We start from the raw sequence: 16794 nt of genomic DNA on the forward strand, positions 1-16794 counted from the left end.
CCCATGGAAAGTGATGAACCTCCACTCTTTCGGGACGCTAAATGATTCATAATATCAAAGACCAAACGCTTATCCTGGGGATACAAAAATAACTACCTGTCTCAAAAAATTAGAAACAGGTAGTTATTGTTAATGATTGTTATTATTTTACTAAATCCCTATCTCTTTCTTAATATCCGTAAGTGTTTTACCTTTATATTGCTTTATTGGTTTTGGAGTATCCTTAACTGTTGGGTTTTGAATTGAGAAATTCTTTTCAACGAATGCAAAATCTTTCGAATCAACTATTCCATCAAAATTGATATCTGCTGAGCGTTTATTTGTACCCAAATATGTTTGAATCGCTAATGCATCCATAATATCGATTACATTATCTTTATTTACGTCTCCAGCAACAGCTGTGTCGACCGTTTCTGTTCCAAGTCTCTTACTAATTCCATACATTACACCATCCATTGTGTTATATGCATTAGTGAATTTATTATACATTGTAAAGTGACCAGGAATGTCTTCGATAACAGTGAATTCTTCAATTGTAACTGGTAAGCCTGTAGTATAGAACTGGCCAATTTTATCCATTGTTCCTTGATAATATTTACCTTTACTATCTTGGATCGTTACATTTGCATCAACTTTTGTATAATCCCTAGAATAATCCCAACTTCCATTTACTTTTAGTCCCTCAGCATGGATATAGCCAATGACACTAGAGAAATTTGGAAGAATATAAATTGGTGTAATAACCGTATATGGATTTGTCACTGAGCTATCTATACTTGTAAATGTTGAGGTGACACTACTAAAACTAGATTTTGGATTAATATCTTTCATGTCTGGTATTCTAATCGTCACATCAACCATTGGAAGATCACCTGATACTTCTTGAACACCATCAAATGTAACATTAACATTTGATTTAACTGTTGTACTCGATGGATTTATTGTTGTTACATTTAGTTGTCCCCCAAGTTTTTGTGCCGCAGGATTCAGCCCAATATTTACAATATTCGTATCAGCCGTATTCGTTGTAAAGCTGAAATTAGCTTGCTTTAATTTGTTCACATTGTTGGCAGTTAGTGTTACTGTAATTTCATCTCCAATATGTGCATTAACTTGGTTTAATCTCGTTGCAATATTCGCTTGCCCATAGACATATGGTGTTCCTTCTTTTACAAATAAATATTGCTTTTGACCATAAGCATTTGTAGCTTGGTCAACCCCTACAAATCGAACATTTGACACCGATAAGTTTGGTTTCATGGCAATTTCATCTTTTGCATTTCCATTTTTGTCTAGTGAAAGCTCGCCAGTTAACCAGGGACTATTAAAGTAATACCCTATAGTGTTTTGAGATTGATCCGCATCTAGACCAGCCGCTTTCATGACATCAACTACTTTATCATTTATCGAAGCAGTGAATGGAATGGTTTGTTGATCTGGCTTATACTCGATAAATGGACTTCCTGCTTTTTCTCCTTCTACTTGAACATCGAATTGATTGGGCATCGTGTTATCGACGAACAAATCTTGTGATATTGTATGTGATTTACCATCATCATCATATCCAATAAGCTTTAGGTTGTAGTGACCAGCACTGGCTAAAACAGCTTTCATGTCAATCGGATTATTTGCGTCATTCGTAAAAGGATAGTAATATCCCCCGAAAGCTTGAATATGGTATTGTGTACCCTCAGAATAGCCTATGCCATCGAATGCATTTGCAATCCCTAAATCCTCCCCAGTCGTTGCATCTGCAACTACTACATCGATGTATCTCATGTGGGACTTTATCGAGAATTCCGCCCAAACAAATGGATAAAACAATGGAGCTGCTAAATTATTTCGATCCGAGGACATCGATTGGCGATCAAGACTCATATCTTGGAATCCTTTTTCAACAAAATGTGCTCCAAATGGGATTCGATATGATTCGGATGGGTTATCTTTGTTTGTAAACACAACATATCCTTCGTAAATGCCTTTTTCAGCTGTTTTTGGAATCGAAAGAGTTACATTTCTAACTACCTTACTGTTTGCTCGTACTTTAAAAGAATCAACCGTATTTATTTCTACACCATTCTTCGCTGCATCTTTCGATTCTCTTAAATCCGTTTGGAATGTTACGCTTACATCAAATGTATTGTCTTCATTTCCTTTGTTTTCAATTGATATAGAACGAGAATCTTTAATATCTTTTCCATTGAATACTAAATTGCCGAAGCTGATTGCACCTGTATCTTCTTTAATTTGTTTTTCTCTTCCATTAATAATCGTCGGTGTTTTATCTTTCACTTTGATTTTAATAGTAGAATGGATTGCTTCATATGGATCCACACGTCCTGCACCTTGTTCAAATACGCTGTATGGTTTGCTTAATGGATCTGCTGTATTCATTAAGATTGACTTAACATCTTCAGGTTGTAGATCAGGTTGTGCCTGCAATAATAATGCTGCAACACCGGATGTAAATGGAGTAGCCATCGATGTTCCTGACATACGCTGATATGCATTTTTATAATCAGTCGGATCAATTGGATTATTAATAAACCCTGGAACAGTTGATAACACACTAACACCTGGTGCCGTAATTTCTGGTTTAATGTCATACGTCACACGTGAAGGTCCACGAGAGCTGAAGTCTGCCAATGTATCTCCATTTGTTTTCAAATCACTCATGTCTGTAAAAGTAAAGTTAGCAGAGCCTGTTTGTAGATTTTGTTTCAACGCGAGTCCATCCGCATTCGATAATGAGAACGATGGGATGAAATTTACTCCTTCTCCAAAGTAAGTTGGAATATGTCCTTCTGCTGCATTGTCATTATACATAAGAACAGCTGCAGCACCTTGCTGCTTAGCTAGCGCAATTTTAGAGTCCATTGTATAGGTTCCCCGGCTAATAAGAACAATTTTCCCTTTCACTTCTTTACCTGTATAGTTACTTCCAATCCCTACATCTACGATAGAATATGTTTGTCCATTTAACTTCATTATGTCATCTGTATAGCCCCTTGCCATTAACCGTAAATCTACAGATACATTGTTAATAGATCCTTTCGCTGATACAGTTGTAATCGGAACACTGCTTGCTCCTACTGTCAATGCTAGAGCTGCAGAACCAGGAGATCCTAACGTATACATTTTATTACCTGCGTTCCCTGCGGCGACCACTGCTGTTACACCACTTAGAACTGCATTGTTAATCGCGATACTTGTAGGAAACATGGGGTCATTATAATTAGCCCCTAAGGAAAGGTTTATAACGTCCATTCCGTCAGCGACTGCTTGATCAATTGCGGCTATGACTCCTTCTGAAGCTCCATTGCCCCCTGGGCCAAGTACCCGATAAGCATATAAATCGGCTTCAGGCGCAATTCCAGTAGTTGCGTATTCACTCTCATTTTTTCCCTGACCCGCAATCGTACCAGAAACATGCGTTCCGTGATTGGTAACATAGGAAGTTGAATTTCCTCCTGGCTTCCCTGCTTTTACCCAATCATCATACGTCGTTTCCATCGGATCACTGTCATTATCAACGAAATCATATCCACCTTTATAAGCAGCCTTTAAATCCGGATGATTGTAATCAACACCTGTATCAAGAACCGCCACCTTTACACCTTTACCTGTGTATCCTTCTTGATGTAATTTATCGATTTGTAAGAAAGAACGCTCATCAGCCATTCCTTGACCTTGCTTTGTTGCAGAAGATTCTGCTCCTTCAATTGGAAGTTCTGAAGTTACAGTTGTATCACTATAAATTGCTTGTACTGCAGTTGATTTCATTAAATCCTTTAGTTTATTTGCAGGTACTTCTATCGCTACTCCATTAAATGCATTTTTATATTCACGCTTAATTTTATAAGTTCCGTCTGATTTAGTTTTAAAAGTAGTCTTGAGTTGATTTTTAAAAGTTGTATGATCAGCATCAATATTACTTTTTGCTTGATTATCAGACAAGCTTTTACCTTGAACGGCAGCTTCTAAAACAGCAACTTTGTGTGGTTTGTTTTTAAATGCTACAATAACCGAAACATTGTTCGAACTTTCAAGATTCACTTTTGAATGTAGAAACAATCCAGATTGATCATTGCTAGAAAGCTGATTTAAGGCTTGTCTTTGCTCAGGAGTTAAATTAGCTAATATAGTTTCTGCATTTGATTTTGTGTCAGCACTGACTTTAAATGGTGAAGGTAGATATGTAGTTGATAGACTGCTAGAAACCAAGCCTACCCCTAACGCAATGGTTGCAGCTTTTTTAAGAAATTTCTTTTTCTTGTTCAATTTTTTCTCTCCCTCTTCTTAATTACTTAATTTAATCGATATAAATTAGTACTAAACCACCTCCCCTCCAGGATATTGCGGATCTTACAAATCGGAAGTGCATATCAATTATTCTAGTAATCTTATAGGGATTCACATAAATAATAGTAATTGTTCGTTCCGCATCGCTGACCACCATCAACGAAATATTGTGCTTTATAAGATCCGTACTCTTATAACTCCTTTTATCTAAAAATTTAGAATTAGTTAAATTTTAATAAAACTGATAACCACGTGTCATTGTCAGAATCCATAATGTATTTAGAATTTCAATGTGTATCTCCACAATTCAATTGATAAGCTCCTATACCAGTCGGATTTCAAAAAAGAATAAAAGTGAAAGCAGAGAGGAACAATAATCCTATCCATTTGGAAAAAACGGGGTGAGTTCATGAAGTCAACTTACAAAAAGGAAAGCGAAACCATTGCCCAGCAGGTCCAGCAGATTCAAGAGGCACTCGCCACAGCTCTGACCTTTTAGTTAGAGAGATTCTACTTGCTGGGGCTGAAATCCAAGCCTCCATTTTGTTGATTGAGGATACCGTCGATTCCGATTTCGTACAGGCCACGGTCTTAGACCCAATCATGGACCGCACCTATGAATCCCGGATAGATCCAGATGACTTGCTTGTGTATCTGTCTACCTCTGTCATCCGTACAAAAGCTGTCTCAAAGATACAGGGAATGCCTGCCATAGAAGAAGCTCTCCTTAGCGGGAAAACACTCGTCTTGCTGGAAGGGACATATTCCTGCCTATCTGCGGATACGACTAAATGGCAGGGGCGCAATATCACAAACCCTACTGGTCAGCGGGTCGTAAAAGGGCCGGATATAGGTTTTACAGAAAACCGTAGCAGCAACGTGTCACTCGTTCGTAAAATTGTAAAAAACAACAAGCTACGTATCTCCACGGAACGGATTGGAACCAACACCCAAACAGACGTGTCTTTAGTCTATATAGAAGGAATTGTCGATCAAGATGTTTTAAAGGAAATTCAGACCAGACTCTCAAACATACAGTTAGACGCAGTATTGGAAGCGAATTATATCCAAGAAATGCTTACGAAAGATTCGAAAAGCCCCTTTCCACTCATACTTAGTACTGATCGGCCGGATGTGGTGTCCGCTGAAATTTTAGAGGGTAAAGTCTCCATTCTAGTCGATGGCTCTCCTTATGCCTTGGTGGCCCCGGCCGTGTTCATTCAATTTTTCCAAAGCCCTGAAGACTATTATATTCCTCAGCGTACGTATAGTTCGGGTCGGTTACTACGTTTCATATTCTTTGTGTTGTCGGTGTATTTACCAGGGGTGTACGTGGTGTTCACCACTTACCACGCCAACTTTCTCCCAGTGAAACTCATGATTGGATTTGTATCACAACGAGAAAATGTCCCGCTGCCTACATTTTTAGAGGCCGTCTTGATCTTTTACCTTATAGTCGCCATTTTTGAAAGTTCGAGCCGCCTGCCCCAAAACATCATTGTGACCATTTCAGTGTTTGCCGCTATTACAATCGGTCAATCAGCGGTAGAAGCACAATTAGTCCAACCGGTAACGCTGGTGGTGTTAAGTGCCTCCTATATTCTTTCTAGCGTCTCACCGATACTGGATATGCGTAACTCTTTTCAATTCGTCACTTTAATGATGATTTTTCTTGGAGCCTTTCTTGGATTATATGGGATTTCGTTAGCCACGGTGGTCTTGATCGTTCATTTATGTTCCTTGCGTTCCTTTGGCGTTCCATATTTCTCCCCTTTTGCGCCATTTGTTGCGCATGACCAAAAAGACGGGCTCTTCCGCTTGGCTCTGGATGAGATTACCAACGATGAATCCACCTTCACTAAGGAAGAAACGATGGAAAAAACGGAGCGTAAATCATGAAGAAGAACCGCCGCAAAGGAATCAAAACCCATTTCCGTTTAATTCTCATAATCAGTGCGTTTGTGGCCTTGATCGGCCACAAATTCATCGTAGGGAACTATATCTACACACAAACCGGTGAATCGATTCCACAAGCGATCGGGAAAATCAGCAAATATCTAGCACGCCCCACCTTTTTGCAAAATGCTCAGATTATCGTGATCAGTGAAAAGTTGGCCAAATCGAAGGGGTTCTTACATCTCATTGATTACTCACTACGGGAACCGACGTTTCCAACTGTAATTAAGATGGTCATCTCGAAAAACACCACACCATCAGAAATGATGCAAATTATTACACCTGTTCAAAAAATGTCGAGTATCCGTTTAGTTGAGATGCTAAAAAACACAGAACCTTTATGGGGGAATTTGCAGAATTCGGAACCTAAAACAGCCAAAACCACGATGCTTAAAAACACGAAAGAATTGACCATTCCTTATATAGTGGTTAAAGGTAATATTGAGAAAGGGGCCAGCAAAGAAAACATCGAACGCACTCACCCTGAAGCGATTTTATCTTTGGAAGGAGTAGGTGTATTCCAAAACAAACGATTCTCTTATTTTCTTTCGTCGGAAGAAACCCAAATACTCGCCTTATTGAACGGAAAATCACAAAATAGCAATTTTGTGACTCATTGCCCTGGTCCTGACGGCAACCTAAACTGGCGGAACGAAGGGAGCCGTCCGCGCATCCGTATGAAAAAAATAGCTAGAAAACCTCACTTAGAGGTAATGGTGAGGATCAATGCCAGTCTGCAGGATGAATCGTGCAAAGGAAAACTTTCCAAACTCTCCACACTGCGAACCTTTGAACATCAGATGGAGAAAGATATGGAATCGCGGTTCAGCCAATTTATCAAAGCATCCCAAAAACACCATGCCGATTTCATCGGATTTGGTGAGGTGCTGTACAAAACGGAGCCTGATTTATGGAAAAGCATGGCACCTTCATGGACGAAGATCTATTCAAAGATCCCGGTCCATACGCATGTGAATGTTAAATTGACAGAAGTAGGAGAGACTCGTAATGAGGAGAAAGGAAGAAAGTCATGGAACAAGTAAAGTTATCCAATCACGAAATAATGGCTATGATGACGTTATTTTTAGTAGGCACCACGATTGTCGTCGGCATGGATTTTACATTAGGCCGGGATGTTTGGATCGCTCAGTTGTTATCTGCTGGATTTGGATGCGCATTGTTATATGTTTACCTTTACCTCCATCGACTGCAAGGTTGGGACAATCTGATATCCTTATTAGAAAAGGGATTTGGAAAAGCCATCGGCAGCATTCTCGGTCTCTTGTATTGCCTTTATTTTCTCTATATTGCAGCACGAGTGGTTCGTGATTTCTCCTTTTTCATTAGCACTGTCTTGTTTCATCAAGCCGACAACTGGGTCATAATCCTCACGTTTTTACTTGCCGTGCTTTATACCTTACGTCTGGGTGTCGAAGCCATTGGAAGAAGTGCTTTGCTTTTTCTTTTGTTTGGCGTCGTGATGATTTTGTTCCTGATTGTGTTCGGCTTGTTTTCCCCCCAATTTGAGATTCAAAACTTCACACCCTTCTTACAATCAGGGTGGAAGGAAGTTATGAAATCGGTGTTTCCGAGAGGGATCACCTTTCCATTTGGAGAACTCATTGTGTTTATGATGATCTTTCCATACAGCAACGACCATCAAAATCTTATGCGATATGCTTGGGTACCAGTCTGCATCACCGCCTTGCTGCTTGTCTTGGCAGGAGTAATGATTATTGGCATCATGAGTCCTGAACTGGCCTCATTCTTTATCTTTCCATTCGTTAAATCGGTGGAGATAATCACTTTTCTACAAGTGTTTCAGCATTTGGAAATCATTGCAGTGCTCCTGAACCTGTTGGGGGGATACATAAAATTCTCGATCTTCCTCTATGCAGGGGTTCAAGGATTTCGGCAGATCTTCCGTCTCAAGCAGCGTTTATGGCATTTATTTCTTGCTGGGATTCTGGTATTTCTCCTTTCGTTTACGTTTTCACAAAACATCATCCAGCATTTAGAAGTCGGCCTTCGGTTCGTACCGATCTATCTGCATATTCCAATGCAAATCCTACTGCCATTTCTGCTGCTAGTAATGTTATGGATAACCAAACGATTTCAGAAGTCTCACTGACCATTTCATTCACTCGATGATAATTAAAGGAAACAGAACCTAAACAGGCAAAATGTGATACAAGAGAATTTAGAGATGGACCAAGTGGACCGTCGTGATAAACCTTTCCGCATAAATAAAAAATCCCCTTCCGCAAAATTAATAGCGTAAGAGGACGAACAGTTTTAGGCAACTATCAATACAGTTTTAACCGCCAGTCTTTTACAGTCTTGCGCTTAGACTGGGCTGAAACTGTGTAAGTTAACGGTCAATCACCGACTACAATCAACGGCAACAATCACCGTCAAACCCTTGCGGGAGTAAGAACGTTGGCGGGACTGCGTGGGAATCGAACCCACCAGACCTGGCACGCAGGTCTCAAGCAGTTTTGAAGACTGTGGAGGACACCAGTACCCCATTCAGCCCCATAGATGTAGGCTACAAGCTGTTTTCACTATGACTAACAGTCTCTTAACCATTCCTATCATTTGTAATCATAATACAATGGAATATAGTATTAATCAATAGAATTAGCATATTTGTCACCTTTTCGACAAGCTTTAAGAATTCTTGACTTGTCTTATCTAAATTCATGCATTTGTGGTGAATACTTGTCAGCCCGTCAAAAAAAAGTCTATAATAAGATGAAAAAAATAGTTTTTGTAGGTGAATAGAATGCAGCAGTTGAGCGGTTGGTTTTTATGGTTTATTCTATTTTGGGTCGTTTTTCTAGTAGGTTCATTCGCAATCGGCGGATTTTTTATGTTCCGTAAGTTTTTGAAAAAGATGCCTAAAGAAGATGGCAAGTCGACTATGGATTGGGAAGAACATTATGTAAATGAAACGCGTCACCTATGGGGCACTGAAGAAAAGGCACTGCTTGAGGATTTAGTCAGTCCTGTTCCTGAACTTTTCCGCGATGTAGCCCGTCATAAGATTGCTGGAAAAATTGGTGAGCTCGCGCTTAATGAAAAAGCTGAGAAAATTACTGAGGAACTCGTCATTCGTGGCTACATACAAGCAACACCAAAAAGAGATCATAAATTTTTACGTAAAAAGCTTTTTGAAAATCGAATTGATGTAAAGCCGTACGAGCATTTATTCTAAACCGTTCAGCTAATGAACGGTTTTTTTTATATCAATAGACTTTACCCTGAATAACTGTGGATAACTTTTAGCAGTTATTTCATTCATGGATGTGCAAATACTTTTGCATGGATGTCTGTTATCATTCATTGTTGATTTTCGTGTAGGTATGAGAATCATAAGAGGAGTAATTCCCTCTATTGTATAAAAGTAAGCTTAATAAGCAGAAATAAGAGGAGAAATTCCCCTTAACAGCTCTAAAATAAGACAAAATCCATCGATTTGGATTAAATAAAGGGAAAAAATACCCTTATTTTTAAGGAAATAAGGGTATTTCCCAATTTAAGGGGAATTTTTCCCTTTATTTTTTAAACACTGTGAATACAACATCCAGTTACAACAGAGCCTATCTATAAAAAAAAACACTGACCCATAACGAATCAGTGTTTTACTAGTTTTTAATTTCACTTTAACCCTTTATATAGTTTCATATAAGATCGATACATCGCGATTCGCCATGGGACAATCATGCTGAAGGCGAGCAGGAAGAACATTCCGCTTAACTGGCCAAAATCAATGGTGCTGCTCAAGATCGATTTTGCCACAAGACGGACAACTAATAAGCCGACTAAGATAAACACAAATGCCTTTGATCGTTTTAAATAAATATCGTTGTCACGGACCTCAAACTTGGAGGTTTTGATTAGTAAGATAGAAAAAAGCATCCCGACGATTACGGCCTCTAAAATTTCCATAGGGGTTAAGCGAAACTCTGGTACCACATACATCAAGGCCCCGCTGGACATGAAAACAGGTGGTAGAATAATCTTTTTTACATTTGCAGGTTTCTTTGCTGCTTTCATACGAACGAACAATACGAAAAAGCCCATAAAGACTGCACCGATTGAAGAAACAACAACGTAGTTCATTGGGTTCAATCTTCCTTTATCTAATTATTTACTTCCCCATTATAGCTTAAATGATCACGAATGAAAAAATATTTTCACTGTATCTGCATCCATTTTTGAACTACATCAGTTAAATTTTACAAATCTTAGAATCCACTAAAGCCGCCAAACATGCTTTGGAAGACGATAATGATTTTTGTCATCCAGTCAAAGAAAAGTATAACACCCATGGCAATCATAATGTAACCACCGATTTTCACAATCTTGCCGCTGTTTTTGCGAATCCATTGCATCCTTCCAACAAAGAAAGATAAAATCAAAAATGGTATGGCAAACCCTAGGGAATAGGCTGTCATATACAAAACACCTGATCCAGGATTCGATCCCGCCAGCAGGATAACTGATGATAGAATGGGACCTGTACACGGCGTCCATCCAGCAGCAAAAGCCATTCCAATTAGAACGGAACCGATAAATCCAGATGGTCGATTTTTAAACTCTAATTTCCGGTCTTTCATCAAAAATTCCGGTTTAAATACACCAACAATCATTAATCCAAATAACACGATAAAAATACCACCAAGCTGGCGAATTAAATCTTTGTATTCATAGAAAAAGCGTCCAATAAAAGACGTACCGAAACCAATTGCTATGAAAATAGCTGAAAACCCTAAAAGGAAAAAGATCGTATGTAGAAGACTTCGCTTTTGAAGCATAGCATTTTCAGTTTTTAATTCCCCAACAGACATGCCCGTGATATAAGACAAAAATGCGGGATAAAGCGGTAAACAGCATGGTGAGATAAAACTCAAGAATCCAGCACCCAGGGCTAAAAATATATTTATATCCGTCATATTAACACTCCCACTATAGTCGATACTTCTTCATTCTAACAAATCTTTTCTGCAAAAGATAATGATTAAACATGAATATTTTGTGTCGCTAAACCACCGCTTCAAAATCTATTTACTTTTTCCAACTAGCACCTAAAATGTTGGATATTTATTTACAAATCTCTTTGAAGTAATTTACATTATAGGTTATACTAGTAAAACAATGTCATTTTGGTAGACTTGTATTAAACTACCACCAAAACTAGGAGTTTCTCCGGAAAGGACATCGGCCGTGATTAAACAAGAATTAATTACATTAATTGAAAAAAAACGTGCTGAATTAATTCAAGTCGCGATAACGAACGGCTTGTCTTCCTCCGTGGCAATTCGCTATAGTCAGGAACTTGATCATCTTCTAAATGAATATAATAGAGTATATATAAAGAAAGTTCCATCATCGGCTTGCTAGAGACAAGCTCCAACAAAAGAACAGGCCCACTTACAAGAAAAAAGCCCGGCAATAAATGCCAGGCTTTTTCTATTAATTTACGACATCCTCTAGACGTTCCACGCCCCCATTTTGCAGCAGGAACATCTTGTGATACAAACCACCCAAAGCTAAAAGCTCTTGATGAGTACCTCTTTCCACGATTTCCCCCTGATGAAGCACAAGGATTAAATCTGCATCCTGAATGGTCGATAATCGGTGGGCAATGGCGATGGTGGTACGGCCTTTTCGCATCTTCGCCAAAGCCGTTTGTATAGCTTCCTCTGTTTCCGTATCAATATTAGCTGTTGCTTCATCTAGAACTAATATTTTTGGATTGGCGGCAATGGTCCTGGCAAATGCAATTAACTGCCGTTGGCCGCTTGAAAAAGTAGACCCTCTTTCCACCACTTTATGGGTATATCCATCATCCAGCTTTTCGATAAAGGTATGAGCCTGAACAAACCTTGCCGCTTGTTCAACTTGTTCATCCGTCATCCCTTCATTATGTAGCCGAATATTATCCTTTACTGTCCCATAAAACAAAAACGGATCCTGTAATACAAGCCCCATCTTCTCCCTTAATTCAGGTTTCGTAAACTCACGAATGGAGGACCCATCTATCAAAATTTCACCGCGTTCAAATTCATAGAATCGCATCATTAGATTAATAATTGAACTCTTTCCGCTTCCTGTGTGCCCGACAAGAGCGACCGTTTCACCTGGATTTGCTGTAAAAGTAATATCCCTTAGTACATCCCTTTTTCCATCATAGGAAAAGCTTAGATTCTTAAACTCTATCTTTCCTTCTTCAATCGATAGGGTCTTCTCTTCCTTCTGGGCAGGAGCTAAATCTTCCTCATCTAATAATTTAAACACTCGTGAACCAGCTACAATGGCTTGCTGATACAAGGAGAGCCTCATCATCATCTGATTAACCGGTTCAAAGAAACGGTCTAAATAATTGATGAACGCATAGATGACCCCAATTTCCACACTATGCTGAAAAGAAGTAAAGCCAAAATAGCTTAAGACAAGAATCAAGGCAAATGTATAAATCAAATCAATAGCTGGTCGTAACAGCAATCCATCAATCTTTATGTTTTTCATCCCTGCATTATAATGCTTCTCATTGATTTCACCGAACTCGTCACGAAGACGTTTCTCCTGACGAAATACCTGAATAATTGACATTCCCTGCAGAGATTCACTTAACTTAGCATTTAATTGGCTGAGTCGTTCACGCATATCAAGATAGAAACGCGAGCTTAATTTCCTATACAAGTTCATGACAAATAGTAATATTGGAATAATAATGACACACATTAAGGCGAGTTTTACATTTAAAATAAACATGGCAATGAATATTCCTGTAAGCAAAAATCCACTTTGGATAAAAGTCGCTAGAACAGTCACAAACATATCCTTAATCGCTTCCGTATCATTCGTTACCCTTGATACAATGCTTCCTGCTGGCGTTCTATCAAAGTATCTTAAGCCTAGTGATTGTACCTTCGAAAAAACATCAATGCGAAGCTGTTGGATAATATATAAAGCGATCTCTTGGAATTTAACAAACTGAAAAAATAGCAGAATCGCTTTTACCACTTGGATGCCCATATAAATAGAACCAAGGACGAGTAACGGCTGAAACTCGAGCTTACCTGGTGTTAAATAGTCATCAATAAATATTTTAACAATAATGGGAAGAACGATATCTCCAATCGTTGTTAGTAATAATAAGGTAAAAGCAACACTGATCATTTTCTGGTGTGGTTTAGTATAGGAAAGAAGGCGAAATAAAATTTTTCTTTGTTCCCGTTCTGATAATTGTATTTTATCATCCATTTTAATGCCCTCCATGCTCAACCAACTCTTCTAGCTGTTGGCGTAAATACATTTCCTTATACCATCCATCTTTCATCATCAATTCCTCATGCGTACCGCGTTCGATCACTCTTCCTTCATCCATAACAAGAATGAGATTGGCGTGTTGAATAGCACTTAAACGATGGGAAGTGATAATCGTTGTTTTTCCCTCACGATTCTCCCTTAGTGACGTGAGAATTGCTTCCTCTGTTTTTGCATCTACGGCAGATAATGAATCATCGAGCATCAATACTTCAGGATTCATCAAGAGAGCACGTGCTATGGATATCCGTTGTTTTTGTCCTCCCGATAAAGACACACCGCGTTCTCCAACAATCGTTTGATATCCATCCGTAAATTGAAGGATATCTTCATGAATATTGGCTAATTTCGCCGCATTTCTTACCTCAAGTTCCGATGCTGCAGGATTCGTAAAGGCAATATTTTCGGCAACGGTAGCCGAAAATAAGAAATGATCCTGTGGGACATAGCCAATGGCTTCCCGCAATTTTTCTAGCTTGTAATTTTGCAGCTTTTCTCCACCGAAAAGAATGTCCCCCTTATATCCTTCAAACTCCCTAATCAGCAGCTTTAGCAGAGTTGTTTTACCTGATCCTGTTTTCCCTACAATCCCTAGTGTCTCGCCAGAAGATAGACTAAAGTCCACATCTTCTAAAATAGGTCTCAATTCCCCCGGATACGTAAATTCATCAATTTGATAATGAATATCCCCAAATGGCACAATATCCAACGCTTCTTCCGAATCCGTTATCTCTACGTTTTCACTCAGTAGTGCTTTCACACGATCATAAGAGGCCCTGCCCCGTTCAACAATATTAAACAACCAGCCGAACGCAAGCATCGGCCAAACCAATAATCCTAGATAGGTAGTAAACGAAATTAACTCCCCTATTGTTAGTTCCCCATTGATGACATACTTCGCTCCAAAGGCAATGGATAAAAAGAAGGAAATTCCCACAATAATTGAAATCGTAGGGTCGTATAGTGAGTCGATTTTAGCCACAATAATATTTTTTTGCACCACATCTTCTGATTGTTTGCGGAAGTCTTCAATATCCTCTTGCTCTTGCCCAAACGTTTTGATGACCTTAATTCCAGTGATGCTTTCCTGTGTTTTATCGTTTAATGAAGAAAATGCTTCTTGGGCTTTATAGAAGCTCTTATGTAGCATCGATCCAAACCAGCTGGTTAACATGGCCATGAAGGGCATGGGAATTAAACAAATCAAAGTTAATTTCCAGCTGATTGTAAAGGCCATGGCAATAATGACGAAGCCACCAGTAGACAGGGAGTCGACTAAGGTCAGCACCCCCGCTCCCGCCGTCTGCTGGATGGCAGATAGGTCATTGGTTGCGTGTGCCATGAGATCTCCAATCCGGCTTTTTTGATAAAAAGAAGGCGACATTTTTGTAAAATGATGATATAAACGATTTCTCAAGATTTTACTCAGTTTGACCGCTGAACCAAAAATTCGAATCCTCCAATAATACCGTAGGACATACATCGAAATCCCTACCGCGATAAGAACCAGTACCCACTGAACTAGGATCCCCTTTGTCATCGTCCCTTCGTTAATATGGTCAGCAACTATTCCGATAATCTTTGGCGGCACTAATTGCAGTACTGCGACAAGCATTAATAAAACAATACCTGAAATATACGCTTTTTTCTCTTGCTTAAAAAACCAGCCTAATTCTAAAAATACTTTCATTCAACCGCCCCCAAAACACTTTAAAGTGACACACCTTCTGCAAATGGTAAAAATTATTACGAAATGCGAAGAAGTTTATTCCCGAGGTTTCTATTTTATCAAATATTTATAAAATAATAAACATTTAGTTAATTTGACTATCCATATAAAAAAGTACTCTAAAATAGAGTACTTCAACAAATTAACTATAAAATGATAGCACTTGGGAAATAAATGATGGATTATTCTTTAACCCATTTTCTTAGTTTTAGATAACTATTAAATCTGTTGTTGGCATGACAAGTTGGACATTTGACGATAACTTCGAGATCAACGATTTGTTGAGATTCCTTATTTAGGACATTGCTAACTACTTTTTTGCTTAAAGGTAATACATGATCAGTCAATTCACAAAACGGATACTGCTTTTTTAATTCTTCTACATCATTTTCTCCTCGAACAATCGCCACATATTGAATATCCGTCTCACAATATAGACATTCATTTTTACCAACAACCACGTTATCTAAACCTTCAATGACTTTCTGACTCATAGCTGTACCACCTCCTATCTCTAAATAAATAGTTAGACATAATAATAAGTGGTTCCTGCTACTTTTAAAAATAAAAAAACCACCCTTTCGGTTTCGTTTCCGACCGAAAAAAGTGGTTTAAATATGCTTGTCCAATTATTTAGATTGTTGCTTGTTCATAGCTGACATCATTTGGTTGATCTTCTTTTGTGAAGGCTTCATACCCATTTGCATCATCATCATTTTTAACATTTGCTCATTAATTGGCGGATTTTTCTTTAAATAGCTCATCATATACTTCCGAGCAATGAAAAATCCTAGTGCTACACCAGCTACTAATGCTAGTATACCTACTAGAATGTACATACCCATTAAACTTCCTCCTTCATGTTGTCTATCATACAGTGTACTAAATAAAACGAGATAAGACAATATCTCGTTTCAATTAGATAAATTTTCTTTCTTTAATTGGTTTTAACCAGCCATACCGTTGATGTTCAAGGTCAATAGCTAAAAAGGATGATTCACATTTTCTAAGCACTTCAAAAAAAGCCGTCTCCGCTTCATAGCTTCCTTGTGCTTCAACTGTTATCAAGTCCTGAAACACTTCAACCTTTGCCGTACTTAGTTTTCCACTCAATTCAATCGTGTATGCACCATGGTCAGCTTTAAATCCCTTAATTTTTCCAAGCTGTTTCTGGATTAACTGATGAATTTTTAAGACTTCAACTCTTTTTGTGATATATGAAATTTGTTTTTTAGTTATAAATTTTAGCTCGCCAACAGCATGTTGATGTTCCTGAAAAAGCTGAAAAAATAGTCGCTCTCTTCCGAAGTAATGGGCCGCAAATTCATCTTCTATTAAATATAGCTGATATTTTCTCACTACGGTTCTCTCCTTCGTTGATTCCCCTTTTTTCTATTATAAAAAAACATCTTCAAAACATTTGTCTTTCGGCGGCAAAAACTTTCACTAATTTTGTCGATAAACAGATTTCT

Annotated in this window: 12 protein-coding genes, 1 tRNA gene and 1 pseudogene; 5 read left to right on the top strand and 9 right to left on the bottom strand. The window is 38.5% G+C overall.

All coding sequences use genetic code 11. The features are described from left to right. Nucleotides 1-150: 150 nt before the first annotated feature. Nucleotides 151-4281, bottom strand: coding sequence for a S8 family serine peptidase (locus AA0X95_RS20525; protein WP_413301109.1), 4131 nt, complete (start codon nucleotides 4279-4281; stop codon nucleotides 151-153). Between the two features lie 510 nt (nucleotides 4282-4791). Here AA0X95_RS20525 and AA0X95_RS20530 point away from each other — a divergent pair. From AA0X95_RS20530 to AA0X95_RS20540, 3 genes and pseudogenes are all read left to right on the top strand, one after another. Next, nucleotides 4792-6201 (top strand): annotated as a pseudogene (locus AA0X95_RS20530) (spore germination protein); the annotation flags it as partial. Continuing rightward, nucleotides 6198-7301: a Ger(x)C family spore germination protein gene (locus tag AA0X95_RS20535; RefSeq protein ID WP_413301111.1), complete on the top strand. Its 1104-nt coding sequence runs from the start codon at nucleotides 6198-6200 to the stop codon at nucleotides 7299-7301. The pseudogene AA0X95_RS20530 and the gene AA0X95_RS20535, both read left to right, overlap by 4 nt. Then, the gene (locus tag AA0X95_RS20540) at nucleotides 7289-8389 is read left to right on the top strand and encodes a GerAB/ArcD/ProY family transporter (protein ID WP_413301113.1); all 1101 of its coding nucleotides are present in this window, start codon (nucleotides 7289-7291) and stop codon (nucleotides 8387-8389) included. Before AA0X95_RS20535 ends, AA0X95_RS20540 begins: the two co-directional genes overlap by 13 nt. 309 nt (nucleotides 8390-8698) lie before the next feature. Here AA0X95_RS20540 and AA0X95_RS20545 read toward each other — a convergent pair. Then, a tRNA-Sec gene (locus AA0X95_RS20545) sits at nucleotides 8699-8795 on the bottom strand. Between the two features lie 248 nt (nucleotides 8796-9043). On the opposite strand from AA0X95_RS20545, the gene AA0X95_RS20550 reads away from it, so the two are divergent. Next, nucleotides 9044-9475, top strand: a complete 432-nt coding sequence (locus AA0X95_RS20550; protein WP_413301115.1) for a DUF2621 domain-containing protein — start codon at nucleotides 9044-9046, stop codon at nucleotides 9473-9475. A gap of 443 nt (nucleotides 9476-9918) precedes the next feature. On the opposite strand, the gene AA0X95_RS20555 is transcribed toward AA0X95_RS20550, so the two are convergent. Further along, nucleotides 9919-10383 carry a CcdC family protein gene (locus AA0X95_RS20555; protein WP_413301117.1) on the bottom strand — a complete coding sequence of 155 codons (465 nt, stop codon included), beginning with the start codon at nucleotides 10381-10383 and terminating at the stop codon, nucleotides 9919-9921. Between the two features lie 125 nt (nucleotides 10384-10508). After that, nucleotides 10509-11216 carry a cytochrome c biogenesis CcdA family protein gene (locus tag AA0X95_RS20560; protein ID WP_413301119.1) on the bottom strand — a complete coding sequence of 236 codons (708 nt, stop codon included), beginning with the start codon at nucleotides 11214-11216 and terminating at the stop codon, nucleotides 10509-10511. Between the two features lie 271 nt (nucleotides 11217-11487). On the opposite strand from AA0X95_RS20560, the gene AA0X95_RS20565 reads away from it, so the two are divergent. After that, nucleotides 11488-11664: an aspartyl-phosphate phosphatase Spo0E family protein gene (locus AA0X95_RS20565; RefSeq protein WP_308080070.1), complete on the top strand. Its 177-nt coding sequence runs from the start codon at nucleotides 11488-11490 to the stop codon at nucleotides 11662-11664. Between the two features lie 72 nt (nucleotides 11665-11736). Here AA0X95_RS20565 and AA0X95_RS20570 read toward each other — a convergent pair whose 3' ends face one another. From AA0X95_RS20570 to sirA, 5 genes are all read right to left on the bottom strand, one after another. Next, complete coding sequence (locus AA0X95_RS20570; RefSeq protein WP_413301121.1) at nucleotides 11737-13530, bottom strand: ABC transporter ATP-binding protein; 1794 nt, start codon at nucleotides 13528-13530, stop codon at nucleotides 11737-11739. 1 nt (nucleotide 13531) lies between these two features. Beyond that, nucleotides 13532-15283 (bottom strand): ABC transporter transmembrane domain-containing protein, encoded by a 1752-nt coding sequence (locus AA0X95_RS20575; protein ID WP_413301123.1) that lies wholly within the window; start codon nucleotides 15281-15283, stop codon nucleotides 13532-13534. A 221-nt stretch (nucleotides 15284-15504) separates the two neighbouring features. After that, nucleotides 15505-15816, bottom strand: coding sequence for a hypothetical protein (locus AA0X95_RS20580; RefSeq protein ID WP_413301125.1), 312 nt, complete (start codon nucleotides 15814-15816; stop codon nucleotides 15505-15507). Between the two features lie 135 nt (nucleotides 15817-15951). Then, nucleotides 15952-16167, bottom strand: coding sequence for a YneF family protein (locus tag AA0X95_RS20585; protein WP_307288731.1), 216 nt, complete (start codon nucleotides 16165-16167; stop codon nucleotides 15952-15954). Between the two features lie 73 nt (nucleotides 16168-16240). Then, nucleotides 16241-16681 carry a sporulation inhibitor of replication protein SirA gene (sirA, locus tag AA0X95_RS20590; protein ID WP_308080078.1) on the bottom strand — a complete coding sequence of 147 codons (441 nt, stop codon included), beginning with the start codon at nucleotides 16679-16681 and terminating at the stop codon, nucleotides 16241-16243. Nucleotides 16682-16794: the final 113 nt, after the last annotated feature.

It is taken from the genome of Neobacillus phoenicis, assembly GCF_047302305.1.
Lineage (GTDB): Bacteria > Bacillota > Bacilli > Bacillales > Cytobacillaceae > Neobacillus.